Origin of the sequence: Amycolatopsis azurea DSM 43854, assembly GCF_001995215.1 — a bacterium.
Lineage (GTDB): Bacteria > Actinomycetota > Actinomycetes > Mycobacteriales > Pseudonocardiaceae > Amycolatopsis > Amycolatopsis azurea.
In genome coordinates, this window is record NZ_MUXN01000014.1 from 238,845 (window position 1) to 261,371 (window position 22,527).

Here is a 22,527-nt window from a genome sequence, read left to right on the forward strand (position 1 = left end):
CCAGTCCGCCTCGCGCCCGGTCTCTTCCCAGCCGGTGCATTTCGCGTCAGGCCGCGCGAGCGACTTTGCCTTGGACGGCCTCGTAGTGGCCGACCAGTTCCCGGCAGACCGCGGGCCAGGTCCGGCCCAGCACCACCTTGCGCGCCTTCTCCCCCAGCCGGGCGCGCAGCGCGTCGTCGCGCAGGTCGTTCACCTTGTCCACCAGCGCCGTCGCGAAGCCGGCCCGGTCGGCGGGCAGCAGGTACCCGGTGCGGCCGGGCAGGACCAGGTCCTTCGGGCCGCCCGCGTCCGGCGCGAGCACCGGGAGCCCGGACGCCATCGCCTCCTGGATGGCCTGGCAGAACGTCTCGTGCGGTCCGGTGTGGACGAAGACGTCGAGGCTCGCGTACGCGGCGGAAAGCTCATCGCCGTAGCGGGCGCCGAGGAACGCGGCGCCCGGGATCCGTTCGCGCAGCATCGACAGCTCCGGCCCGTCACCGACGACGACCACGCGGATCCCGTCGACGCCCGCCAGCGCGGTCAGCCGCTCGACCTCCTTTTCGGGCGCGAGCCTGCCGACGAAACCGACCAGCAGTTCGCCGTTCGGGGCCAGCTCGGCGCGCAACGCGGGATCGGCGTGGACCGGCGAGAACCGCTCGATGTCGACACCCCGCGCCCAGCGGTGCACCCGGGGGATCCCGTGCAGTTTCAGCTGTTCCATCGAATCCGACGACGGCGCGAGCGTGCGGTCGGCCCGCGAGTGCAGGCGGCGCACCCAGCGCCAGGCCGCGCGGGCGGCGAGGCCGAAGCCGTACGCGGCGGCGAAACCGGCGATGTCGGTCTGATACACCGCGACACACGGCACCCGCAGCCGTCTCGCCGCAGCGAGCCCGCGGGCACCGACCACGAACGGGGAGGCCAGATGCACCACGTCCGGCCCGAAATCGGCCAGCGCGGTGAGCACCGTCCGGGTCGGCACGCCGACCGGGAGGGAGTTCACGCCGGGGAAATCGAGGGCGGGGATCCGCACGACCGGGGCGCCGAGGTACTCGCCTGGACCCGGGCCCGGGGCGATGATCAGCACGTCGTGCGCACGGTCGCGGAGGTGTTCCACGACGCGGAGCACGGAGTTGGTCACGCCGTTCACCTGGGGCAGGAAACTTTCGGTGACTATCGCGACTCGCACGACGATCACTTTCGCATCCGGTTGTGACGCCCACGCCAACAAAAACGGAACAGACGACATGTCATCTCAAGGTCGTGTTCCGTAAACCAGTTTCGGCCACACTAGGCAGGCATGACCCTCCTGTCGTCAAGGCCGCCTCAGCCCGTCGAGCCCGGGCTGTTGTCGAGGGCCCTCGAAGTGGCCGGGCGGCTGGCCAACGACGCGACCGACGTGATCACCGCGACCGCGGGCCGTGGCGCCCAGCCCGATCCGAAGGACTCACCCTTCGACTGGGTCACCGACACGGACCGGATCCTCGAACGCCACACCCGCCGCGTACTGACCGCCGAGTTCCCCGGCATCCCCGTCGTCGGCGGCGAGTTCGGCGCCGACCACGGTGCCGACGTCGCCGAATACCGCTGGGTCGTCGACCCGGTCGACGGCACCGCGAACTACGTCGCCGGTGTCCCCTGGTGCGCGTACAGCCTCGCCCTGATCGACGCGTCGGGGCCGGTGGTGGGCGTGGTCGCGGACCCGTACCGCGCCCAGATCTACGCCGCCGCGCGCGGCCGCGGCGCCAGGGCGAACGGCAAGCCGATCACGCTCACCGACCGCCGCGGGACCGCCGGGGCGATCGTCTGCACGGAACTCACGCGCAAGGGTGTCTGGCCGGGCATGGGCCAGTTCATCGAACGGGCCGCCGCCGCGCACGCCGGGGTCCGGGTGCTCGGCTCGGCCGCGCTGGCGATCGCGCAGGTCGCGCTGGGGCACGCGGCCGCGGCGGTGCTGCACAGCTACCGCGAATGGGACGTCGCCGGCTCGGTCGCGCTGGCCATCGAGGCCGGGGCCGTGGTGCTGGACCGGCACGGGGAAGGCGCGGCCCTTCCGGTGGACGCGCTGCTGGTGGCGGCCCCCGGGGTGGCGGACGAGGTGCTGGGGTGGTGGCGGGAGTCGGTCGGCTGAGTTCCGCCTTCAATCACGCGAGTCCCGCTTCTGATCACGCGAGTTCGCCTTCTAAGCACGCGTGTCGTCCGTCTGATCACGCGTGATCGCCGGTTCCGCACAGCGAGCCCGCGGACAGGGTTCGGACGACTCGCGTGATCAGACGGACGACACGTGTGTCTGGATGGACGACTCGCGTGATTTGGCGTTCTGCCGCCGGATCCACCACAGCAGCGGACCGGCGATCAGCCAGGTGAAGAAGATCATGCTGCCCAGCGGCAGCAGCGTGTTCGACGCCGAGCGACCGGCGACCCGCGCTAGCTCCGGGTCGCCGGCGTCGTACTCGATGTTCACCAGTTGCCCGGCGGCCAGCCCGGCCGGGTAGAGCACGCCGTTGGACGGGCTGTGCATGATGCCGTCGGGAGTGGCGTAGTTGATGATCGTCCGGTCGAACGACACCGATTCGACCTGCGCGGTCGCCTTGCCGAGCTGGGCTTCGATCGCGCTGTCGTTGCGGAAGGCGGCGAACAGCAGCGAGACGCCGAGCACGGTGACGAGTGAGGCGACGACGAGGGCGGCATACCACCCGATGCGCCTCACCCGCTCCGCTTTGGCCGTCACGCCGCGAGCGTAGCGCTACCCGTCAGTGGGCGTGTCGCTCGGCGAGCAATTCCTGGGTCGCCTTGATCTGCGGGTAGGACTTGGGCGCGACCGGTGCCACAGCGGCCCGCTGAGCCGCGGCCGGCACGCCGTTCGGACCCACCGCGGGCTTGCCCTTGGTGTACAGCCAGGTCTGGAACAGGTCGTACAGCGGCTTGCCCGAGACCTTTTCCGCCAGCGCGATGAACTCCGGGATCACCGCCGACTTGCTCTTCTTCACCTGCTGCCAGGTCTGCAGGATCCGGAAGAACGTGTCGTCACCCACAGTCTTGCGCAGCGCGTGCACCGCGAGCGCGCCACGGTCGTAGACGGCCGCGTCGAACTGCTTGTCCGCGCCCGGATCGGCGGGCAGGACCTGCCAGAACGGGTCGTCGGCCGGATGCGCGTCGTAGATGTACTGGGCGAGTTCGTCGGCCGTTCCCTCGCCGGTCCCCTCCGACCACAGGAACTGGGCGTAGGAGGCGAAGCCCTCGTTCAGCCAGATGTCGCTCCACTTGCCGAGCGTGACGCTGTCGCCGAACCACTGGTGCGCCAGCTCGTGCGCGACGATCGACGTGTTGGAGCCGGACCGGAACGCCCGGGCGCCGTAGACCGGCCGCGTCTGGTTCTCCAGCGCGAAGGTGATGCCGGTGGTGACGACGCCGCCCTGCGCCTCGAACGGGTAAGGCCCGAACTTCGAGGCGAGGAACTCGGTGATCTCCGGCGTCCGCTCGATGCTGGCCTTGGCCGCGCCGAGCGATTCGCCGAGGTCGGCGCCGTAGGCGGTGATGAACGGCTTGCCGTCCGGGGTGGTCTGCTCGTTCACCTCGAACTTGCCGACCTCCAGCGACGTGAGATACGTCGCCTGCGGTTTGGTGCTGCGCCAGTTCCAGCGCGTCCAGCCCGGCCGCTGCACCGTCTTGCGCACGAGCGTGCCGTTCGACAGCGCCGCGACGTCGTTCGGGACCTCGACCGAGATGTCGTAGGTGGCCAGGTCGGTCGGGTGGTCGTTGGACGGGAACCACCAGGCCGCGCTCTGCGGCTCGTCAACGGCCAGCGCGCCGTCCGGGGTCTTCTTCCAGGCGGTGAAGCCGTCGATCTTCACCTTCGACGGCGTGTCCGCGTAGGCCACGACGACGGTCGCCGTCTGGCCCTTCTTCAGTGGGGTGGCCGGGGTGACGCTCAGCTCACCGGTGCCGTCGGTCGACGTCGCGAACTGCGCGGGCCGGTTGTTGACGCGGACACTCGACACCTTCAGTCCGAAGTCGAGGTTGAACCGCGACAGGTCCTGTGTGGCGGTCAGCAGGATCGTCGTCGACCCGGACAGCAGGTCGGTCGAGGGCTGGTAGGTCAGCCGGAGGTCGTAGTGGCCGACGTCGTAGCCGCCGTTCCCGGCGTGCGGGTAGTACGGGTCACCGATCCCGATCGAGCCGGGCGCGGGCGCGGCGGCCGCGGTGCCCACGAGCAGCACCGAGACGACGCCCGCGGTCAATCCGGCGAAGCCGGCGCGAGTCTTCAAGCGCATTGCGAATCCTCCCAGGATTTGTCAGCGCGCTCGAAACTATCCAGACGATCATCACGGAGACACGTCCGAAGGAGGGGTTCCTACCCTCTGGACTGAGACGCAAATCCGCTAGACAGCGCGTACGGCCGACGACACCGCCGTACGGAGCCGCGCGTGCAGCTCGCGGTGGCGCGTTCGGTCCACCCGGACCTCCACCACCCGCAAGCCCGGCGCGGGCTTCAGTGCCGCGCGGAACTCGGTGAGCGTCTCGGCGACGACGTGCGGCACGCGGTACCCGGCGCACAAGGCACCGAGGTCGGCGCCGTGCGGCGTCCCGAAAACGCGTTCGAAGCCGGCGTTGTGCTCGGGCGCGCCCTGCTCCAGCAGGGAGAAGATGCCGCCACCGTCGTCGTTGAGCACCACGATCGTCAGGTCGGGGCGCTGTTCGGCGGGCCCGGTCAGCAGGCCGCTCGCGTCGTGCAGGAACGTCAGGTCGCCGAGCAGGGCGTACGAATGTCCCCTGTGGACGGTCGCGGCGCCGATCGCGGTCGACACCATGCCGTCGATCCCGGCGACACCGCGGTTGCGGTGCACGAGGACATCGGGCCGCAGCCGTCCGGCGAGCGCGACGTCACGGGTCGGATTGGACGAGCCGACGACCAGCAGCGACCCTTCCGGGACCGCGTCGACCAGCTCGGTGGCCAGGCGCAGCCCGCTCGGCCACGGCTCGGCGGCCAGCGCTTCGGCCACCGCCGACGACGCCGCCTTGTCCGCCCGCTGCCAGCTGGCGAGCCACTCCGGGTCGGCCGGTTTGGTCGGCTCGTCGAACCACTGGCCGACCTGGCGGACGTTGTGCGCGGGCGCGGGCCAGTCCGAATCGGGCCGGACCAGCAGCACCTCGACGCCGGGATCGGACAGCACCCGCTGGACCTGCCGGAACACCGTCGGACGGCCGATGCACAGCACCTGTTCGGGTTTGTGCCGCGAGATGAACTCCTCGACGCCGAGCAGCCACGCGCCGGACGAGATCGCCGTCGCGCCCGCCATCCCGATGCCGCCGGTCTCGGAGACGACCGGCCAGCCGTGCAGCTCGGCCCATTCGCTGGCGGCCTGCACACCGGTGTCGCACGCGATGACCAGGCCGTGACGGGCCGAGGGCACCACGAACGAGGGAAGCGCGCCGAAGTCGGGGAGTTCGGTCCAGCGAGCGCCGTCGGGACGCCCTTCGAGCGACTCGTACCACTCGCCGTCATCGTTGATGTCGGGGACGAGCGGCTCCCGGAACGGGATGTTCAGGTGCACCGGCCCGCAGCGCCATTCGCCGTACGCGGCGTTCCAGGCGCGGCAGATCTGGCCGCGCCAGTACGAGTTCTGCCCGGCGCGGCGTTCGGCGACGGCGAGCTCGTCGAAGTAGCGGATGGCGTTGCCGTAGAGGTGGTGCTGGTCGATCACCTGGCTCGCGCCGGCGGCCCGCATCTCGGGCGGGCGGTCGGCGGTCAGGACGATCAACGGGACACCCGCGCGGTCGGCCTCGAGGACGGCGGGGTGGAAGTTCGCGGCGGCGGTGCCCGAAGTGCACAGCACGGCGACGGGGCGGCCGGTGCGCGCGGCGATGCCGAGGGCGAGGAAGGCGGCGCCGCGTTCGTCGATGCGGACGTGCAGCTGGAGCCGTCCGGCGGCCGCCGCGTCGTAGAGCGCGATCGACAGCGGGGCGTTGCGGGAGCCCGGGCAGAGGACGACGTGCGAGACGGTGTTGCGGACGAGTTCGTCGACGATCACCCTGGCCTGCGCGGTGGAAGGATTCACCGGCAGACCTCGGGTTTCACTCTACGACTCACGGCCACACGTCCTATTCTCCCAAACGTGGATGACGCCCAGGTTTCCGAGCTGTTCGACCCCGCCTTGTGGACCGAGGTCGACGGTTTCGACTTCACCGACATCACCTATCACCGCTCCGCTGAGAGCCGTTCGGGCAAACGTGTCGTGCGTGTCGCGTTCGACCGTCCCGAGGTCCGCAACGCCTTCCGTCCGCACACCGTCGACGAGCTGTACCGCGCGCTCGACCACGCGCGGATGAGCTCGGACGTCGGCTGCGTCCTGCTCACCGGGAACGGCCCGTCGCCGAAGGACGGCGGCTGGGCGTTTTGTTCCGGCGGTGACCAGCGTATTCGCGGACGCTCCGGGTATCAGTACGCGGATGGGGAGACCTCCGACACGATCGATCCGGCCAGGGCCGGACGGCTGCACATTCTCGAGGTCCAACGGCTGATCAGGTTCATGCCGAAGGTGGTCATCGCCGTGGTCCCGGGCTGGGCGGCGGGCGGCGGGCACTCGCTGCACGTGGTGTGCGACCTCACGCTCGCCTCGGCCGAGCACGCGCGGTTCAAGCAGACCGACGCCGACGTCGGCTCCTTCGACGGCGGCTACGGCTCGGCGTACCTGGCCAAGCAGGTCGGGCAGAAGTTCGCGCGGGAGATCTTCTTCCTCGGGCGCGACTACACGGCCGAGCAGATGCAGGCGATGGGCGCGGTCAACTCCGCCGTCCCGCACGCGAAGCTCGAGGCCGAGGCGCTGGACTGGGCGTGGGCGATCAACGGCAAGTCGCCGACGGCGCAGCGGATGCTGAAGTACGCGTTCAACCTCACCGACGACGGCCTGGTCGGCCAGCAGCTCTTCGCCGGCGAGACCACGCGGCTGGCGTACATGCAGGACGAAGCCGTCGAGGGCCGGGACTCCTTCCTGGAGAAACGCTCCCCCGACTGGTCGGCCTTCCCCTACTACTACTGACCGCCCGACCTGCGTTTAGCGGGCTAAACGCGATCCGGGGGCGGACGTAGGGTGGCGGGATGCGTGCGGTGGAGGTGGACGGGAGTCCGGAGTCGATCACCGAGCTGACCGCGGCACTGGCCGGGGCGCTCGGCGGCGGCCCGGCCGTCCTCCCCTGCGCGTCGGTTGCCCTGCGCGACGCGATGGAGCCGACACGCCCGGCCGAGCCCGGGACGGCGGTGATCATCGCCACCTCGGGGTCCACCGGCGAGCCCAAGGGCGTCCTGCTCTCGGCCGCCGCGCTCACGGCGTCGGCGCACGCCACCCACGCGCGGCTCGGCGGACCGGGCCACTGGCTGCTCGCGACCCCGGCGCAGTACATCGGCGGGCTCCAGGTGCTGGTCCGCTCGCTGCTGGCCGGGACGACGCCCGCCGCCCTGCACGCCCCCGGTTTCCGCCCGGACGACTTCGCCGAAGCCGCCGCCCCGCTCTTGGCCCAGGACGGGCCGCGCTACACCGCGCTCGTGCCGACCCAGCTCGGACGGCTGCTCGACGCGGGCGGCGCCGGGCTCGCGGCGGCCCGCGCCTTCGACGCGATCATCATCGGGGCCGCGGCGACCACCACCGGGCTACGCGAGCGCGCGGCCGAAGCGGGCGTGAAGATCGTCCCCGCGTACGGCATGAGCGAGACCGCCAGCGGCTGCGTCTACGAAGGCGTACCGCTGGACGGAGTAACCGTCGAACTCGAGGACGAGCGGGTCTGTATCACGGGTGACGTGCTCTCGCACGGCTACCGACTGCGACCCGACCTGACCGCGGAGGCCTTCGAGGGCGGCCGATTCCGCACTTCCGACCGGGGCCGGTGGACGCCCGACGGGCGGTTGGAGATCCTCGGCCGCGTCGACGACATGATCAACACCGGCGGGGTGAAGGTGGCCGCCGCGGCCGTCGAACGGATCTTGACCGCGCAGCCCGGAATCCGGGACGCGTGCGTGGTCGGAGTACCTGACGCCGAGTGGGGCGAGGCCGTCGTCGCGCTCGTCGTCGGCGCTGGTTGCGACGTCGATTCCCTGCGTGCCGCGTGCCGCGCGGAGGCCGGTGCGGCGGCCGCGCCGAAGCGGGTCGAGTTCGCCGAAGAACTCCCGTTGCGAGGCCCTGGGAAGGTCGACAGGACGGCCGTCAGGAATCTCCTACGAAGGTCGTGAATTCTCCACCGTTTACTGGGACGTTGTTGACACGATCATTACCCGCGGGTTTACGTCTAGGTATGACGCGCTGGACACGCACAGTATTGGCCTGCACCGCCGTCACGATGGGACTGGTCACTTTGGCCGGGCCCGCGCTGGCGGACGAACCTGAAACCGCCGTTCCGAACAGCGGCACACTCACCTGGACCCTGGAAGACACGATCAACGACCTGAAGTAGCGCGCTCCGTCGCCCGCTCGCGGTGGCTCGGCACCGCGAGCGGGTGACGAGCCCCGCATACCGGCCGGTAGTCGCCAGGGCCAGAATGGCGGCATGGCGACTACTGGTGAATGGATCGAAGGGGCGCGCCCGCGGACGCTGCCCAACGCGGTGGCGCCGGTGGTCGCCGGAGTGGGCGCCGCGCTCGCGCTCGACGGCTTCTCGTGGTCCCGTTCGGTGCTCGCGCTACTGGTCTCGCTGGCCCTGATCATCGGCGTCAACTACGCCAACGACTACTCCGACGGCATCCGCGGCACCGACGAGAACCGCGTCGGCCCGCTGCGGCTGGTCGGTTCCGGGGTCGCGAAGCCGAAAGCGGTCCTGGCGGCCGCGCTGGCGTCGCTCGGGCTCGCCGGAGTCCTCGGTCTCGTGCTCGTCGCGATCAGCGGCCTGTGGTGGCTGCTGGCGATGGGCGCGATCTGCATCCTCGGCGCCTGGTTCTACACCGGCGGCAAAAAGCCTTACGGCTACTACGGTTTCGGCGAGATCGCGGTCTTCGTCTTCTTCGGACTGGCCGGCGTACTGGGCACTGTGTACGTCCAAGCCGGACAGCTCAGCTGGACCGCGCTCGGCTGCGCGGTCGCCGTCGGCGCGTTCTCGACCGGCGTGCTGACCGCCAACAACCTCCGCGACATCCCCACCGACATCGAGTCCGGCAAGCGCACGCTCGCCACCCGGCTCGGCGACAAGGGCACCCGGCGGCTCTACCTGGTACTGGTCGCGGTCCCGTACATCGTGAGCGTGCTGCTCGCCTTCGTGACGCCGTGGGCGCTGCTGGGCCTGCTGACCGCGCCTCTGCTGCTGAAGTCGGTCAAGGCCGTGGGCGGTGGTTCGCAGGGGCGGGCGCTGATCCCGGCGCTGCGGGACACCGGGTTCGCCATGCTGGGCTGGGCGATCCTGACCGCGGTCGCCCTCGCGCTCTAGAGCCGGGCTGAAGGGGCCCTTCACCGCATCCGACGCGGTGAAGGGCCCTTTCGCTGCATCTGACGCGGGGAAAGTCCCCTTCAGCTCTCCGGAGCGAGCTTCCCGCTCACCAGGAACTCCCGGTACTTCTCCAGGTAGGGCGCGATGTCGATGTTCTTCTGCGCCAGCCACGCGTCGTCGTAGTACGTGTTCGCGTACCGCTCGCCGCCGTCGCACAGCAGCGTGACGATGCTGCCCGCCTGGCCTTCCGACACCATCCGCGAGATCAGCGTGAACGCGCCGAAGAGGTTCGTCCCGGTCGAGCCGCCCGCCCAGTGCCCGGTCCGCTCGCGCAGGATCCGGATGGCCGCCAGCGAAGCGGCGTCCGGCACTTGCAGCATCTCGTCGATCACGCCGGGCACGAACGACGGCTCGACACGCGGCCGCCCGATCCCCTCGATCCGCGACGGCATGCCTGTCGCGTAGTCGAGCGCGCCGGTCTCCCAGGCGCCGTAGAACGACGAGTTCTCCGGGTCGACGACGGCGATCTTCGTGGTGTGCCGCTTGTAGCGCACGTAGCGGCCGAAGGTCGCGCTCGTGCCGCCGGTCCCGGCGCCGACCACGATCCACGTCGGCACGGGGTGCCGCTCGGACTGCATCTGCGCGTACACCGATTCGGCGATGTTGTTGTTCCCGCGCCAGTCCGTCGCGCGCTCGGCGTAGGTGAACTGGTCGAGGTAGTGGCCGTTGCACTCCGAAGCGAGCCGCTCGGCCTCCGGGTACATGTCCGGCGCGCGGTCGACATAGTGGCATTCGCCGCCGTAGAACTCGATGAGCGCGATCTTCTCCGGCGAGGTGCTGCGCGGCACCACGGTGATGAACCGCAGGCCGAGCATCCGCGCGAAGTACGCCTCCGAAACCGCCGTCGAGCCGCTGGACGCCTCGACGAGCACGGTGTTCTGCCCGATCTGGCCGTTCACCAGGCCGTACAGGAACAGCGAACGCGCGAGCCGGTGCTTGAGCGAGCCGGTCGGGTGGACGGACTCGTCCTTCAGGTACAGGTCGATGCCCCACTCGGCGGGCAGCGGGAAGACGTGGAGGTGCGTGTCGGCGCTGCGGTTCGCGTCGGCCTCGATGATGCGGACGGCTTCGCGGACCCAGCTGCGGCTGTGCAGCCGGCTCACGCCGCTCCGTCCACTCGGTCGCCACGCAGCTGGGAGCGCAGTTCGGCACGGGCGCGAGCGCGCTTCTCGTTTCGGCGGGCGAGCCCGGCGGTCACGCGCGCGTTCAGCGAGCGGAAAAGCAGCATGCCCAGCGGCAGCCCGACGAGCAGGCCGATCAGCAGCGCCACCAGCAGCGGGACGTTGGCCAGCAGCAATCCGCCGCCGATGACCCCGACCAGGGCGAACCTGGCCAGCAAGTACAACGTCAGGTCTCGGGGCAGGTGATTGTCGCTCACATCAACGCAGGCTACGCGTTGCCGTTCCGCTCGTCCTCCAGGCCCGCGTTGTTGGGGCGCCCTTCGAAGCGGGTGGAGAGCACGACGGTGGTGTTCGTCCGGCCGACGCCGGGGATCCGCCGCAGCCGGTTGAGCGACTTCTCCAGATCGTCGACGGTCGCCACGCGCACCTTGACCACGAAGGCCTCGTCACCCGCGACGGCGTAGCAGCTTTCGACCTCGTCCAGCGCCGCGAGCGCGTCCGCCACGTCCTCGTCGGTCGCGGTGTCGGTGGGGTGGATGCCGACCAGCGCCGTCACCCCGAGTCCGACCGTGCTGGGATCGACCATGGCGTGGTAGCCGGTGATCACGCCGGCGGCCTCGAGCTTGCCGACCCGCTCGTGCACTGACGACGCCGAAAGCCCGACAGACCGGCCGAGGTCGGCGTAGGTAGCCCGCCCGTTCTCCCGCAATGCCGCGATGATCTTCCGATCCACCTGGTCCACCGCTACACCTTAGGGGCCACCGCCCGATTCGGGAGATCAGGGCGCGTTTTCGTACATCCGTGACAACTCCTCGACGCCCGCGTGCGCATGTCGTGGTTGTCGGTTTTGACCTTTAAGGGCTCTTTACTGTTGGACAACCGTTCGAGTACCTGACGGGTGAGATGCAACGATTGCCGTGTTGGCTACCCGGCACGACGGGCACTGTGCCCGCCTCCGGTTTAGCAGTGAAGCCGTGAAGGAGGCGGAAAATGACCGCGACCATGGGCGGAAGGTTGCTCACCCCCGGCGAAGTGGCGGCCCTGTTCCGGGTCGACCCCAAGACCGTGACCCGGTGGGCCACCGCGGGCCGGATCGGCTCGATCCGCACTCCCGGCGGGCACCGCCGATTCCGTGAGGCCGAAGTGAACGAGCTCCTCGCCGAGCTCACCACCGACGCCAGCGAGCCCGCTCGCAAGGTCTGACCAGGCATTTCTCCCAAAAGGGACTCCAGTGACGAAGGGTTCGCAATGGCCCTTCGTCACATTGGGGTATCCATGAGTCCCCCCGCGCGCGGCAAAGAGGCTAGCCTCGTGGGACTGAGCAACGTCCTCCACGCGGAAAGGGACCGGGCATGATCTATCTGCTCGCGGCCATCGGAGCCCTCACCGTCGCCGTGGTCTTGTGGCGCGCCTTCGGGATCGAGCGCGTCGGCGTGCCCTCGTCGCGGCCGACACTGGCCCCGGACGACGACCCCGACTTCCTGCGCAAGCTCGGCGAGCAACAGCGCAAGGGTAAAGACGAGGACAAAGAGTAAAGAGCGGCCCTAGGGCTGGATCGGCTGGTACTGCTGGCCGCCGAAGCCGTCGGCGACGGTGGCGGCCAGTTCCAGCAACGCCAGCCGGGTGTCGGCGCCGAGCCGGTCCAGTTCGATCTCGGCGCCTTCTTCCAGATGCGGGTCGAACGGGATGCGGCAGACCGAACGGACCCGCGCGCCGAAGTGCGCCGAGAGCTTGTCGAGGTCGACGGAGCCGCCCTTCGGCCGCACCGAGTTGATCACCGCGACGGAGCGTTTGACCAGGTCGCCGTAGCCGTGCGCCTCCAGCCAGTCGAGCGTGGCCGAAGCACTGCGCGCCCCGTCCACGGAGCCTGACGAGACCACCACCAGCGCGTCCGCGACGTCCAGGACGCCCTTCATCGCCGAGTGCATCAAACCGGTCCCGCAGTCGGTGAGCACGATGTTGTAGAAGTGCTCCAGCAGGTTGACCGTGCGCCGGTAGTCGTCCTCCGAGAACGCCTCAGAGACCGCCGGGTCCTGCTCGCTGGCGAGGATCTCCAGCCGGCTCCCGCCCTGCGAGGTGTACGAACGGACGTCGCTGTACCTGGTGATCTTGTCCGCGTCCCGCAGCAGGTGGCGGACGGTCGCGGTGGTCTCGATCGGGATCTTCTGCGACAGCGTGCCACGGTCCGGGTTCGCGTCGACGGCGACGACCCGGTCACCGCGCAGCGACGCGAACGTCGAGCCCAGCGTGGTCGTCGTGGTGGTCTTGCCGACGCCGCCCTTGAGGCTCAGCATCGCGATCTTGTAGCACCCGCGCAGCGGCTGGTTGATCTGCGCGATCAGCTCGCGTTTGCGCGTGTCGGCCGGGCTCTCCCCCGGGTTCACGAGCTTGCCGGTGCCCACGTAAAGCGCCTTGCGCCAGCCCGATTGCGGCTTGCGCTTCTGCGGTTTGACCAGGCTCGCGGTGGCGAGTTCGTCCGGCAGCGCGTGCCTGCCCTGCGGCTGCGGGAGTCCCGGGACGCCCTGCTGCTGGACGGGCTGCGCCGGCGGCGCGTACTGCTGCTGAGGCGGGTACTGGGCGGCAGGCTGCTGAGGCACCTGCTGGGCCTGTTGCGGCTGCAACGGCGGCAGGTTCTGGTCGTAAGGCTGCTGGTACTGCCCTTGCGACGGCTGCGGCAGCGGCGGCTGCTGTTGTTGAACGGGCTGCTGCTGCGCGTACTGGCCCTGCTGCTGCGGATATTGGGGCTGGACGACCTGGGTCGGCTCGGCCTCGAAGGCGCTCGCGGGCGGATGCGGCGCCGAGTCCGTCCGGTCCTCGGAGAACAACTCCGAGGGCTGGACGCTCTCGGTGGGTTCGGGGTGGCCAGGAGCCGATTCTTCGCTGGGTCCGGTCACCGCTGAATTCCTCCTCCGCGCACGTCTACCCCCGTTACCTCAGTATTGACGGTAGTCGGCTCGCGTGCAGCGGCGACGGTCAGCCCCCGGCGTAGGAGTGCAGACCGGAAGTCACCAGGTTCACGAAGAACAGGTTGAACACCGTCGCCGAGAATCCGACGACGTTGATGATCGCCGCCCGCTTGCCCCGCCAGCCCGCGGTGGCGCGGGAGTGCAGGTACGCCGCGTAGATGACCCACGCGACGAACGCGACGGTCTCCTTCGGGTCCCAGCCCCAGAACCGGCCCCAGGCCGCTTCGGCCCAGACGGCGCCGCACAGCACGCCGAAGGTGAAGACGGGGAACGCGAAGATGGTCGTGCGGTAGGCGATGCGGTCGAGCACGTCCGCGGTCGGCAGCTTCGGGCCGAACTTGGGGAACTTGGCCGGGTTGTCGTCGTGGGCGGCGCGGAAGAGGTAAAGGACGCTCGCGACACCGGGGACCAGGAAGACGCCCGAACCGATGATCGCCGCAGACACGTGGATGATCAGCCAGTACGACTGGAGCGCGGGCTGCACCGGCGCGGCCGTCGTGTACAGCATCGTGCCGTTGATGAACATCAGGATCACGACCGGCGTGAGCAGGAAGCCGGTGAGGTGGCGGACCGGGAACTTCCGCAGGATGACGATCCAGGTCAGGACCGCGATGAAGGTCGTGGCCATGCCGTACTCGTACATGTTGCCCCAGGGCGCGCGGTGCACGGCGAACCCGCGCAGCACGATCGCGGCCAGGTGCAGCAGCGCGGCGAGCACCAGCAGCGCGGCGCCCATGCGGCCGATGCGCTCGGGGCGGCCGATCTCGCGCGGCGGCTCGGCGGGCGTCACCGTCACCGACGGACCGCCGGCGCCGACCAGTTCGCGGACCTTCTGCTTGGAGCGCTCCGCCGCCATCCGGCCCTTCGCCCCGAAGCCCTGCTCGACGAGGGCGAACATCAGCGCGAGGACGTAGATCGCCGTCGCGGTGGTGTAGGAGTAGTCGCTGTACTGGGACAGCGTCTCGTTGATCGGCATGACCTCTAGTTGCCTCTCTGCCCCTGGACCAGCTTGTCGCTGATCCGCTGGAACTCTTCTCCGTAGCCCGCCTGATCGGTGCGCGCCAGCCCGGCGACCTCGATCACGGTACTCGTCTCACCTTCGCGGGCCGGGGTCACCCGGACCCACACCCGGCGCCGTTTGACCAGCAACGATCCGGCCAGCCCGATCAGCATCGCGACCGCGCAGACCAGCACCCAGCCCTGCACCGGGTCGTGCGAGACCTGGATGGCGACCCATTCCTGGACGCCGTCGAAGCGGACCTTCGTGCCGTCGTCCAGCACGGTCTCCTGCCCCTGGTCCAGGTTCTGCCGGGTGAGCTTCTTGAGCCTGCCGTCCTCGACGAGCGACTGGTCGATCTGGAAGATCGACTGCCCTCGGCCCGCGTCGAGACCGAGGTCGCCGCGGTAGATGTCGACGGCGACCGCCGGCTTGTTCGCCTCGGGCCGCGACGACGTCAGCACGTTGCCGTGCATGAACGCGGTCGGGGCGAGGAGGCCGGTGATCGCGAGCTGGCGGGTGCGGCGTTCGATCGGGTCGGTGATGCCCGGCTGATCGATCTTCGTCGCGCCTTCGGAGAGCTTCGTCGGCTCGTCGGCGGGACGCCACGGCGTGATGTTGGTGCGCACGGTGCCGTCGGGGAAGGTCACCGTGAACTTCGGGGAGTAGCCGAAGTTCAGCAGGTAGACGCGGTCGCCCGCGGTGCGCAGCGGCGAGTTGACCTCGAGGCCGTACGGCTTCCAGGCACCGGTCTTCAGGTCTTCGCCGGACTGGTACTCCATGTTGGAGTGGTAGTAGTTCGCCTGCCCTGTCGCTGTGTAGCGCGCTTCGAAGTCCTTGAGCCGGATGCAGAAAGCGTTGAGGTCGGTGCCGTCGACGCGCAGCCCGGCGTTGAAGGTGTCGTAGCCGAGGATTCCGGAGTTGCACCACGGGCTGTTGTCGGCCTGGACGATGACCTGGCCTTCGTAGCCGAAGAGCTTGCCGAGGGCGAAGAAGATGATCAGGCCGAGCATGCCGAAGTGGAAGACGAGGTTGCCGGTCTCGCGGAGGTACCCGCGTTCGGCGGAGATGCTTCGCGTGCCGTCGGCCTCTTCACGCTCGACGCGGCGCCAGCCCTTGAGGAGCTCGTGCGTGTCCTTCATGACCGTCTCGGGGGTCCGGTCGGTCGTGGTGGACACGTGATGCGGCATCCGCGAGAGCTTGCGCGGCGTGAGCACCGGCTTCGCGCGCATCGCCTTCGCGTATTCGAAGCTGCGCGGCGCGAGACAGCCGATGAGCGAGACCATCAGCAGGATGTAGATCGCCGAGAACCAGACGCTGCCGTAGACCTCGAAGAACTGCGTGCGGTCGAGCAGTTCGCCCCACCAGCCGTGCGCGGCGATGTACTCGTCGGTCTTGGCGGCGTTGAGGTTCCGCTGCGGCAGCAGGGCACCGGGCATCGCGGCGAGCGCGAGCAGGAAGAGCAGCACCAGCGCGGTGCGCATCGACGTCAGCCCGCGCCAGGTGTTGCGTAGGAACGCGAAGGCGCGCTTCAGCGGCGTCGGGCGATATTCGTTCTTCGGTGGGGCTTCAGTGGTGGTCACAAGGGCAGCCTGATGTCGGTCACGAGGGTGTTCCGGATCCAGCCGGTCATGTCGCCCCACAGGCCGGTCACCAGCAGGAGGCCGACGATCAGCAGCAGGACCCCGCCGAAGACCTGCACCTGACGGCCGTGGCGGCGCACCCAGTCGGTGGCGCGGACGGCCCAGCGGGTGCCGAACGCGATGAGCAGGAACGGGATGCCGAGGCCGAGGCAGTAGACCAGGATCAGCACGTACCCGCGCGCCGCCGCTCCGCCGGTGGCGCTGGCCATGGACATGACCGCGGACAGCGTCGGCCCGATGCACGGCGTCCAGCCGAGCCCGAACACCGCGCCGAGCACCGGGGCGCCCCACAGTCCGCCGCGCGGCACGTGGTGAGAGCGGAACTCGCGCTGGAGCCCCGGGATCCAGCCGATGAAGACCAGCGCCATCGCGATCGTCAGCACGCCGCCGAGCCGCTGGAGGAGCTCCACGTTGAGCGCGACGACGTCGGCGATCCAGACCAGCGTCCCCAGCGTCACCACGAAGACGACGGTGAACCCGAGTACGAACAGCGCCGCCGCGCCGACGACGGCGAAGCGGCCCTTCTTGCGCTCCTCGTCGGCGCTGACCGCAGGGGCGTCCGCGCCGACCAGCGCCGCGAGGTACGCCAGATACCCGGGCACCAACGGCACGACGCACGGTGACGCGAAGGAGATCGTCCCGGCCAGCAGCGCGACACCCGCGGCGAGCAGCAAGGGCCCTGAGAGGGCCAGCTCGGTAACGGAGTTCACCCGGCTGAGCGTAGGCAGTGTGGTCCGAGTGAAAACGCCGGGGCGTCCTCAACGGGACCTACGTCGCACCCGGTCAGGACGTTGGTCCCGTCTCCCCCTCCCCGCATTTCGTCCTCTGGATGCGGTCGTTGCACGCGCAAGGACCGCATTCAGAGGACGAAACGCGAGAGGGATCAGGCCGGTTCGGCCGCCAGGCGCTCGACGACCGGCAGCAGGTCCGAAGCCAGTAGTTCCCGCAGGAACACCGCCGCGACGCGGTGCTGTTTGTCCAGCACGATCGTCGACGGGATGATGTTGCGCGGGTAGCCCGAGAGCTGCAGCAGCGTCCGCCCCGCCGGGTCGTAGATCGACGGATACGTCAGCTTCCGGTCCCGCATGAAGTCCTGCGCCGGGGCCCGGTCGTTGTCGCGCAGGTCGATGCCGACCACCTGGACGCCGGACGCCTTGGTCCGGTCGTAGAGCTTCTGCATCTCCGGCGCCTCGACGCGGCACGGCCCGCACCACTGGCCCCACAGGTTCAGCACGATGACCTTGCCGGGGAAGTCCGCGATCGAGAGCTGCTTGCCCTCGTTCATCAGGTCGTCGCCGGACAGGGCCGGCGACGGCTGGCGGTCCGCGACGTCGTAGGTGATGTCGACCTTCCCGCCCGGCGACACGAAGTTGAACGTGCCGCCGGTGACGACGGCGTCCTTGCCGGTGGTGCAGCCCGTGACGACGAGCAGCAGCACCGCCATGGCCGCCAGCGCGCGTTTCATGCCCCGGTCACCTTCGGGTCGGTGGTGCCGGCGGGCTCGCTGTAGACGATCCGCACGAGTTCTTCGCCCTCGAAGACCAGGCTGGTCAGCGACGCGAGCGAGCACTGCCGGTTGCGCGGGTCGTGCCAGAGCCGCTTCGCCTCCAGGAACCGCCGCACGGTCCAGATCGGCAGCTGGTGCGAGACGCACAGCGCCTCGTGGCCCTCGGCCGCCCGCCGCGCCCGGTGGATCGCGCCGAGCATCCGGTGCGCGATCTCGACGTACGGCTCGCCCCACGACGGCCGGAACGGGTTGACCAGCTTCGGCCAGTGCTTCGGCTGACGGAGGGCGCCATCGCCGACGGCGACCCGCTCGCCCTCGAACTGGTTGTCCGCCTCGATGAGCCGTTCGTCGGTCTCGACGTCGAGGCGGTGCGCCGCCGCAATCGGCGCCGCGGTCTCCTGAGCCCGCTGAAGCGGCGAAGCGACGACGTGCGTGATGTCGTGCGTCGCGACGGCCTCGGCGACGGTCAGCGCCTGGCGCTGACCGCGGTCGGAGAGCTTGAAGCCGGGCAGGCGGCCGTACAGGATCTTGTCCGGGTTGTGCACCTCGCCGTGGCGGAGCAGGTGCACGATCGTCGTCGCGCTCACGCCTGGACCGCCTCGGCCGCCGCGCGAGCCGCCACGCGCAGCGCGGCCTCGATGATCTCGAATTCGGCATCGCCCATGGCCGCGTTGACGAACCAGGCTTCGTACGCGCTCGGCGGCCCGTACACGCCGTTGTCCAGCAGCGCGTGGAAGAACGCCGGGAAACGCCAGGTCTCCGAGGCCTGCGCACCCGGGTAGTTCGTCACCGGGTTCTCACTGAAGAACACGCTGACCAGGTTGCCCGCGTACTGCACGGTGTGGGCGACCCCGGCCTCGGTGAGCGACCGGTCGAACAGGTCGCCGAGCCGCTTCGCGTTGGCGTCGAGGGCCGCGTACACGGCATCGTCGGCCGCGCGCAGCGTCGCGAGTCCGGCGGCGACGGCGACGGGGTTCCCCGAAAGCGTCCCCGCCTGGTACACCGGCCCGCCCGGGGCCAGCTTCGCCATCACGTCGGCGCGGCCGCCGAAGGCCGCGGCGGGCAGCCCGCCCGACATCACCTTGCCGAAGGTGTAGAGGTCGCCGGCGACGCCGTCGAGACCGAACCAGCCCGCCTTCGAGACGCGGAACCCGGTCATCACCTCGTCCATGATCAGCAGCGCGCCGTGTTCGCGCGCGATCTCCTTGAGCCCGGCGTTGAAGCCTTCGGCCGGGGCGATGGCGCCCATGTTGCCCGCAGCCGCTTCGGTGATGATCGCGGCGATCGAGTCCGGGTTGTCCACAAAGGACTTCCGGACCGCGTCGAGGTCGTTGTAGGGCAGGACGATCGTGTCGGCCGCCTGCGCGCCGGTGACGCCGGGCGACGTCGGGAGGCCGAGGGTCGCGACGCCGGAGCCCGCTTCGGCGAGCAGCGCGTCGACGTGACCGTGGTAGCAGCCCGCGAACTTGATGATCTTCGCCCGGCCGGTGAACCCCCTGGCCAGCCGGATCGCGCTCATCGTGGCCTCGGTGCCGGAGTTGACCAGGCGAACCTGCTCGACCGGCTCGACGCGCCCGATGATCTCCTCGGCCAGCTCGACCTCGCCGCGGGTCGGCGTTCCGAACGACAGCCCGTCGAGGGCCGCTTCGCGCGCCGCGGCGACGACGTCCGGATGCGCGTGCCCGAGGATCATCGGCCCCCACGAGGAGACCAGATCGACATAGCGGTTGCCGTCGGCGTCCCAGAGATACGGACCCTCGCCGCGCACCATGAACCGCGGGGTGCCGCCGACGGAGTTGAAGGCCCGCACCGGGGAATTCACCCCGCCCGGGACCGCGGCCTTCGCTCGTTCGAACCATGCCTTGGACTGATCGACTCCGGTAGTCACGCCCCCAGTCTCGCAAATCCCGGATGACACCCGCCGCCGAGTCCTCGCGCTTACGGGCACGGCGTGACCAGGCCCACTAGGGTGGAAGACACTCCTGTCGAAACACTCGCGGAGGAATCCACGTGTCCACGGTGCCGTCTCCGCCGACTCACCACCGTCGCCTGCGCTGGCAGGCACTGGCGGGATTCGTCGCGCTGTCGGCGATCGTGGGGGCGGTGGCCGCGCTCGCCGTGGCCACCCGCCCGGAGGCGCAGGACCTGCTGGTCCGCCCGTCGTGGGCGCCGCCGGGCTGGCTCTACGGTCCGGTGTGGTCGGCCCTGCTCCTCGTGGTCGCCGTCGCGGGCTGGTGCTACTGGCGGACCGACGGCGAAACGCGCGGCTTCGCCTTCTACGGCCTCTGCCTGCTGCTCACTCTGTTGTGGACTCCGCTGTTCTTCGCCGGCAGCGCGCACGCGCTGGCCCTCGCCGACGTCGTCGTCCTGGACTTCGTGGTGCCCATCACGATGATGGAGTTCGGGCGCCGGTCGAGGCTCGCGGCCTGGCTGCTGGTGCCGTATCTGCTGTGGCTGCTGTTCTCGACCGCGGTCAACGCCGCCGTCGTCTGGCTCAACTGAGTTTCGGGTCCTTGGGTTTCCGGCCCTTGGCCCGGACGGCGAGCAGGAACTGGCGGATCGCGTCCACCACCAGGATCCCGGCCAGCACCCCCAGCCCGATGGCGCCCGCGAGCGGGCCGCCGAAGTAGCGCTGCGATTCCAGCGTCGTCGTCTCGTTGTAGGTGATCACGACCGGGACGACACCGGCCTTCCAGCACGCGAAGGCGCCCCACACCGCGAGCGCGGCGAGGATCACCTCGGCGGCCCCCACCAGAGCGCGCAGGGGTTTGTGCAGCCGGGCTTCTCGCCGGTCGTCCTCCGATGGCCAGAGTTCGGCACCGGTCGGCTGGGGAAGGTCGATCACGGTGAGCAGTTTCTCATGACTCTGTGGTGCGAGCACGCACCAAATCCTCGAGCGCCTCGCGCAGGGCGTCCGGATCCTTGGCCCAGGCGCGGACGTAGACGCCGTCGTCGAGCTTCAACCCGACCTCGCCGTGCTTCTTGGGGATCGTCCAGCCACCGCCGAGGACCCGCGAGCCGACCGGCGTCTCCTCGTCACCGAGGACCTCGGCGATCCGGGCCGCTTCCAGGGTTTCCCTGCCCTGCCGGTAGCCGCCGGGGGTGACTTCGAGCGAGAGGTACCGGCGGCGGGCGTAGACCCACGGCACGGTGATCGCGACCAGGCCCACCGCGACCAGGATCCAGGCGAGCCAGTGGACCGGCCCGCCCGTCGCCAGCTCGGCGACCAGCCCGGCGAGGGCGAACAGCGGCGCCCAGAGCAACGCCGTCCAGCCGACGCCGGGTTCGCCGTAGGTCGCGTCCGGCTCGGGCGTCATGGCAGCTTGCGCCCGACCTTCGGGAAGAAGTCGGAGACGCTGGGCAGGTACATCAGGATCAGCGCGATCGCCACCAGCAGGGTGGAGACCAGCAGGAACACGTTGAGCGAGCCGCGGAGGATCAGCAGCTCCACCAGCACCAGGAAGACCGCCCCCACGGTGAGGACAGTCCTGGCGGAACGCGTTCCCTCGCGGGCCTTGTACGCGAACAACGCGAACAGGACGGCGAAGGTGACCGCGCCACCGAACAGCATCCACAGCAGGGTGTTCACGCCGGACGCGACCAGCGCCGGGTCGGCGGGCTGGCCGGGGACCGGGTTCTCCTTGATCTGCTTGAGGATCCCCTCGGTCAGTTCGTCTTTCAGCACCAGCAGGGCGACCTGCCCCGCGATCAAGACGACCCCGGCCACGATCCACAGCCAGAACGAGATGGCGACGGGCTTCGGCACCACGATCTTCGGCGGCTTCTGACCAGGGAGGATCGGGTCGGGCGCACGTCCCCGCTTGCGGCGCTCGTCGTCCGTTTCGCCCGCTTCGCTGTCGGTCACGCGAGGCAGCCTAGTCCAGCCAAGCCGCGGCTTCGGCCGCCCAGTAGGTGAGGATCATGTCCGCGCCCGCGCGGCGGATCGACGTCAGCACCTCGAGGATCGTGCGCTCGCGGTCGAGCCAGCCGTTCGCCGCGGCTGCTTCGACCATCGCGTACTCGCCCGAGATGTTGTACGCCGCCACGGGAACCGGCGACGCCTCGGCGGCCGCCCGGATGACGTCCAAATAGGACAGTGCGGGCTTGACCATGACCATGTCGGCGCCCTCGGCGATGTCCAGCTCGATCTCGCGCAGCGCTTCGCGCACGTTGCCCGGATCCTGCTGGTACGTCTTCCGGTCGCCCTTCAGCTGCGAGTCGACGGCCTCCCGGAAGGGGCCGTAGAACGCGCTGGCGAACTTCGCCGAGTACGCGAGGATCCCGGTGTCCGTGCGTCCGGCGCGGTCGAGCGCGGCGCGGATGACGCCGACCTGGCCGTCCATCATGCCGCTCGGGCCGAGCAGGTGCGCGCCCGCTTCCGCCTGCGCCAGACCCATTTCCGCGTACACGCGCAGGGTCGCGTCGTTGTCGACGGCGCCGTCGGCGTCGAGGACGCCGCAGTGGCCGTGGTCGGTGAACTCGTCGAGGCACGTGTCGGCCATCAGGACGGTCGCGTCGCCGAGCTCGGACCTCAGGTCGCGCAGGGCGACGTTGAGGATGCCGTCCGGGTCGATCGCGCCGGAGCCCTCCGCGTCCCGCGTCTTCGGGATGCCGAACAGCATCAGGCCGCCGACCCCGGCGTTGACCGCGTCGACGGCGGCTTTGCGCAGCGTGTCACGGGTGTGCTGGACGACCCCCGGCATGCTGGAGATCGGGCGGGGCGCGTCGGCGCCCTCGGCCACGAACATCGGGAGGATCAGCTGGCGCGGGCGCAGCGACGTCTCACCGACCAGCCTGCGCATGGCCGGAGTGGTACGGAGCCTGCGGGGACGATGCTCAGGAAACACCC

26 protein-coding genes are annotated in these 22,527 nt (G+C 69.9%); 8 read left to right on the forward strand and 18 right to left on the reverse strand.

Going from position 1 to position 22,527, the window contains the following annotated elements:
• Positions 1–46: 46 nt before the first annotated feature.
• Positions 47–1,117: a glycosyltransferase family 4 protein gene (locus tag B0293_RS19740; RefSeq protein WP_280617646.1), complete on the reverse strand. Its 1,071-nt coding sequence runs from the start codon at positions 1,115–1,117 to the stop codon at positions 47–49.
• Between the two features lie 159 nt (positions 1,118–1,276).
• On the opposite strand from B0293_RS19740, the gene B0293_RS19745 reads away from it, so the two are divergent.
• Positions 1,277–2,107 carry an inositol monophosphatase family protein gene (locus B0293_RS19745; RefSeq protein WP_039915745.1) on the forward strand — a complete coding sequence of 277 codons (831 nt, stop codon included), beginning with the start codon at positions 1,277–1,279 and terminating at the stop codon, positions 2,105–2,107.
• Between the two features lie 138 nt (positions 2,108–2,245).
• Here the strand turns inward: B0293_RS19745 and B0293_RS19750 are convergent, their stop codons facing one another.
• The 3 genes from B0293_RS19750 to menD form a co-directional block, all read right to left on the reverse strand.
• Positions 2,246–2,707 carry a DUF3592 domain-containing protein gene (locus B0293_RS19750; RefSeq protein WP_005151832.1) on the reverse strand — a complete coding sequence of 154 codons (462 nt, stop codon included), beginning with the start codon at positions 2,705–2,707 and terminating at the stop codon, positions 2,246–2,248.
• A 22-nt stretch (positions 2,708–2,729) separates the two neighbouring features.
• A complete protein-coding gene (locus B0293_RS19755; RefSeq protein ID WP_005151829.1) occupies positions 2,730–4,250 on the reverse strand; it encodes a M1 family metallopeptidase in 1,521 nt (506 codons plus the stop codon).
• Between the two features lie 108 nt (positions 4,251–4,358).
• Positions 4,359–6,035, reverse strand: coding sequence for a 2-succinyl-5-enolpyruvyl-6-hydroxy-3-cyclohexene-1-carboxylic-acid synthase (menD, locus tag B0293_RS19760; protein WP_005151826.1), 1,677 nt, complete (start codon positions 6,033–6,035; stop codon positions 4,359–4,361).
• A gap of 57 nt (positions 6,036–6,092) precedes the next feature.
• Here menD and B0293_RS19765 point away from each other — a divergent pair, with 57 nt between their 5' ends.
• The 4 genes from B0293_RS19765 (at position 6,093) to B0293_RS19775 (ending at position 9,384) form a co-directional block, all read left to right on the forward strand.
• Positions 6,093–7,016: a 1,4-dihydroxy-2-naphthoyl-CoA synthase gene (locus B0293_RS19765; RefSeq protein WP_005151818.1), complete on the forward strand. Its 924-nt coding sequence runs from the start codon at positions 6,093–6,095 to the stop codon at positions 7,014–7,016.
• 59 nt (positions 7,017–7,075) lie between these two features.
• On the forward strand, positions 7,076–8,200 hold the full coding sequence (menE, locus tag B0293_RS19770; RefSeq protein ID WP_005151817.1) for an o-succinylbenzoate--CoA ligase: 1,125 nt from the start codon (positions 7,076–7,078) through the stop codon (positions 8,198–8,200).
• Positions 8,201–8,262: 62 nt separating this feature from the next.
• Complete coding sequence (locus tag B0293_RS43730; protein ID WP_167334531.1) at positions 8,263–8,421, forward strand: hypothetical protein; 159 nt, start codon at positions 8,263–8,265, stop codon at positions 8,419–8,421.
• 93 nt (positions 8,422–8,514) lie between these two features.
• A complete protein-coding gene (locus B0293_RS19775) occupies positions 8,515–9,384 on the forward strand; it encodes a 1,4-dihydroxy-2-naphthoate polyprenyltransferase (RefSeq protein WP_005151811.1) in 870 nt (289 codons plus the stop codon).
• 80 nt (positions 9,385–9,464) lie between these two features.
• On the opposite strand, the gene cds1 is transcribed toward B0293_RS19775, so the two are convergent.
• Genes cds1 through B0293_RS19790 form a run of 3 tightly spaced genes read right to left on the reverse strand, consistent with a single transcriptional unit; the run spans position 9,465 to position 11,307 of the window.
• Complete coding sequence (gene cds1, locus B0293_RS19780; protein ID WP_005151808.1) at positions 9,465–10,547, reverse strand: L-cysteine desulfhydrase Cds1; 1,083 nt, start codon at positions 10,545–10,547, stop codon at positions 9,465–9,467.
• Complete coding sequence (locus B0293_RS19785) at positions 10,544–10,822, reverse strand: DUF4229 domain-containing protein (protein ID WP_039915740.1); 279 nt, start codon at positions 10,820–10,822, stop codon at positions 10,544–10,546. The genes cds1 and B0293_RS19785 overlap by 4 nt, the downstream gene beginning before the upstream one ends.
• 11 nt (positions 10,823–10,833) lie before the next feature.
• Positions 10,834–11,307, reverse strand: a complete 474-nt coding sequence (locus B0293_RS19790) for an Lrp/AsnC family transcriptional regulator (RefSeq protein WP_005151796.1) — start codon at positions 11,305–11,307, stop codon at positions 10,834–10,836.
• A gap of 248 nt (positions 11,308–11,555) precedes the next feature.
• Between B0293_RS19790 and B0293_RS19795 the strand changes: the two genes are divergently transcribed.
• Positions 11,556–11,768, forward strand: coding sequence for a BldC family transcriptional regulator (locus tag B0293_RS19795; protein ID WP_005151795.1), 213 nt, complete (start codon positions 11,556–11,558; stop codon positions 11,766–11,768).
• A gap of 149 nt (positions 11,769–11,917) precedes the next feature.
• Entirely contained in the window at positions 11,918–12,100 is a 183-nt protein-coding gene (locus B0293_RS19800) for a hypothetical protein (protein WP_005151794.1), read from the forward strand.
• 9 nt (positions 12,101–12,109) lie between these two features.
• Here B0293_RS19800 and B0293_RS19805 read toward each other — a convergent pair whose 3' ends face one another.
• The 7 genes from B0293_RS19805 to hemL form a co-directional block, all read right to left on the reverse strand.
• Entirely contained in the window at positions 12,110–13,459 is a 1,350-nt protein-coding gene (locus B0293_RS19805) for a MinD/ParA family ATP-binding protein (protein WP_005151790.1), read from the reverse strand.
• Positions 13,460–13,538: 79 nt separating this feature from the next.
• The gene (gene ccsB / locus B0293_RS19810) at positions 13,539–14,507 is read right to left on the reverse strand and encodes a c-type cytochrome biogenesis protein CcsB (protein ID WP_005151787.1); all 969 of its coding nucleotides are present in this window, start codon (positions 14,505–14,507) and stop codon (positions 13,539–13,541) included.
• Between the two features lie 5 nt (positions 14,508–14,512).
• A complete protein-coding gene (gene resB / locus B0293_RS19815; protein ID WP_005151786.1) occupies positions 14,513–16,111 on the reverse strand; it encodes a cytochrome c biogenesis protein ResB in 1,599 nt (532 codons plus the stop codon).
• Positions 16,108–16,881, reverse strand: a complete 774-nt coding sequence (locus B0293_RS19820; RefSeq protein WP_039915734.1) for a cytochrome c biogenesis CcdA family protein — start codon at positions 16,879–16,881, stop codon at positions 16,108–16,110. Before B0293_RS19820 ends, resB begins: the two co-directional genes overlap by 4 nt.
• A 173-nt stretch (positions 16,882–17,054) precedes the next feature.
• A complete protein-coding gene (locus B0293_RS19825; protein ID WP_005151773.1) occupies positions 17,055–17,636 on the reverse strand; it encodes a TlpA family protein disulfide reductase in 582 nt (193 codons plus the stop codon).
• Positions 17,633–18,265 carry a histidine phosphatase family protein gene (locus tag B0293_RS19830; RefSeq protein WP_005151771.1) on the reverse strand — a complete coding sequence of 211 codons (633 nt, stop codon included), beginning with the start codon at positions 18,263–18,265 and terminating at the stop codon, positions 17,633–17,635. The genes B0293_RS19825 and B0293_RS19830 overlap by 4 nt, the downstream gene beginning before the upstream one ends.
• Positions 18,262–19,566 (reverse strand): glutamate-1-semialdehyde 2,1-aminomutase, encoded by a 1,305-nt coding sequence (gene hemL, locus B0293_RS19835; protein ID WP_039915732.1) that lies wholly within the window; start codon positions 19,564–19,566, stop codon positions 18,262–18,264. Before hemL ends, B0293_RS19830 begins: the two co-directional genes overlap by 4 nt.
• A 122-nt stretch (positions 19,567–19,688) precedes the next feature.
• Here hemL and B0293_RS19840 point away from each other — a divergent pair, with 122 nt between their 5' ends.
• Complete coding sequence (locus B0293_RS19840) at positions 19,689–20,180, forward strand: TspO/MBR family protein (RefSeq protein WP_005151768.1); 492 nt, start codon at positions 19,689–19,691, stop codon at positions 20,178–20,180.
• On the opposite strand, the gene B0293_RS19845 is transcribed toward B0293_RS19840, so the two are convergent.
• The 4 genes from B0293_RS19845 to hemB are packed head-to-tail and all read right to left on the reverse strand — an operon-like array spanning position 20,173 to position 22,525.
• On the reverse strand, positions 20,173–20,559 hold the full coding sequence (locus tag B0293_RS19845; protein WP_005151766.1) for a hypothetical protein: 387 nt from the start codon (positions 20,557–20,559) through the stop codon (positions 20,173–20,175). The two genes, B0293_RS19840 and B0293_RS19845, sit on opposite strands and share 8 nt — an antisense overlap.
• The gene (locus B0293_RS19850; RefSeq protein ID WP_005151764.1) at positions 20,537–20,995 is read right to left on the reverse strand and encodes a hypothetical protein; all 459 of its coding nucleotides are present in this window, start codon (positions 20,993–20,995) and stop codon (positions 20,537–20,539) included. Before B0293_RS19850 ends, B0293_RS19845 begins: the two co-directional genes overlap by 23 nt.
• Positions 20,992–21,543, reverse strand: coding sequence for a hypothetical protein (locus B0293_RS19855; protein ID WP_005151762.1), 552 nt, complete (start codon positions 21,541–21,543; stop codon positions 20,992–20,994). Before B0293_RS19855 ends, B0293_RS19850 begins: the two co-directional genes overlap by 4 nt.
• A 10-nt stretch (positions 21,544–21,553) precedes the next feature.
• Positions 21,554–22,525, reverse strand: a complete 972-nt coding sequence (hemB, locus tag B0293_RS19860) for a porphobilinogen synthase (RefSeq protein ID WP_077241339.1) — start codon at positions 22,523–22,525, stop codon at positions 21,554–21,556.
• Between the last annotated feature and the right edge of the window lie 2 nt (positions 22,526–22,527).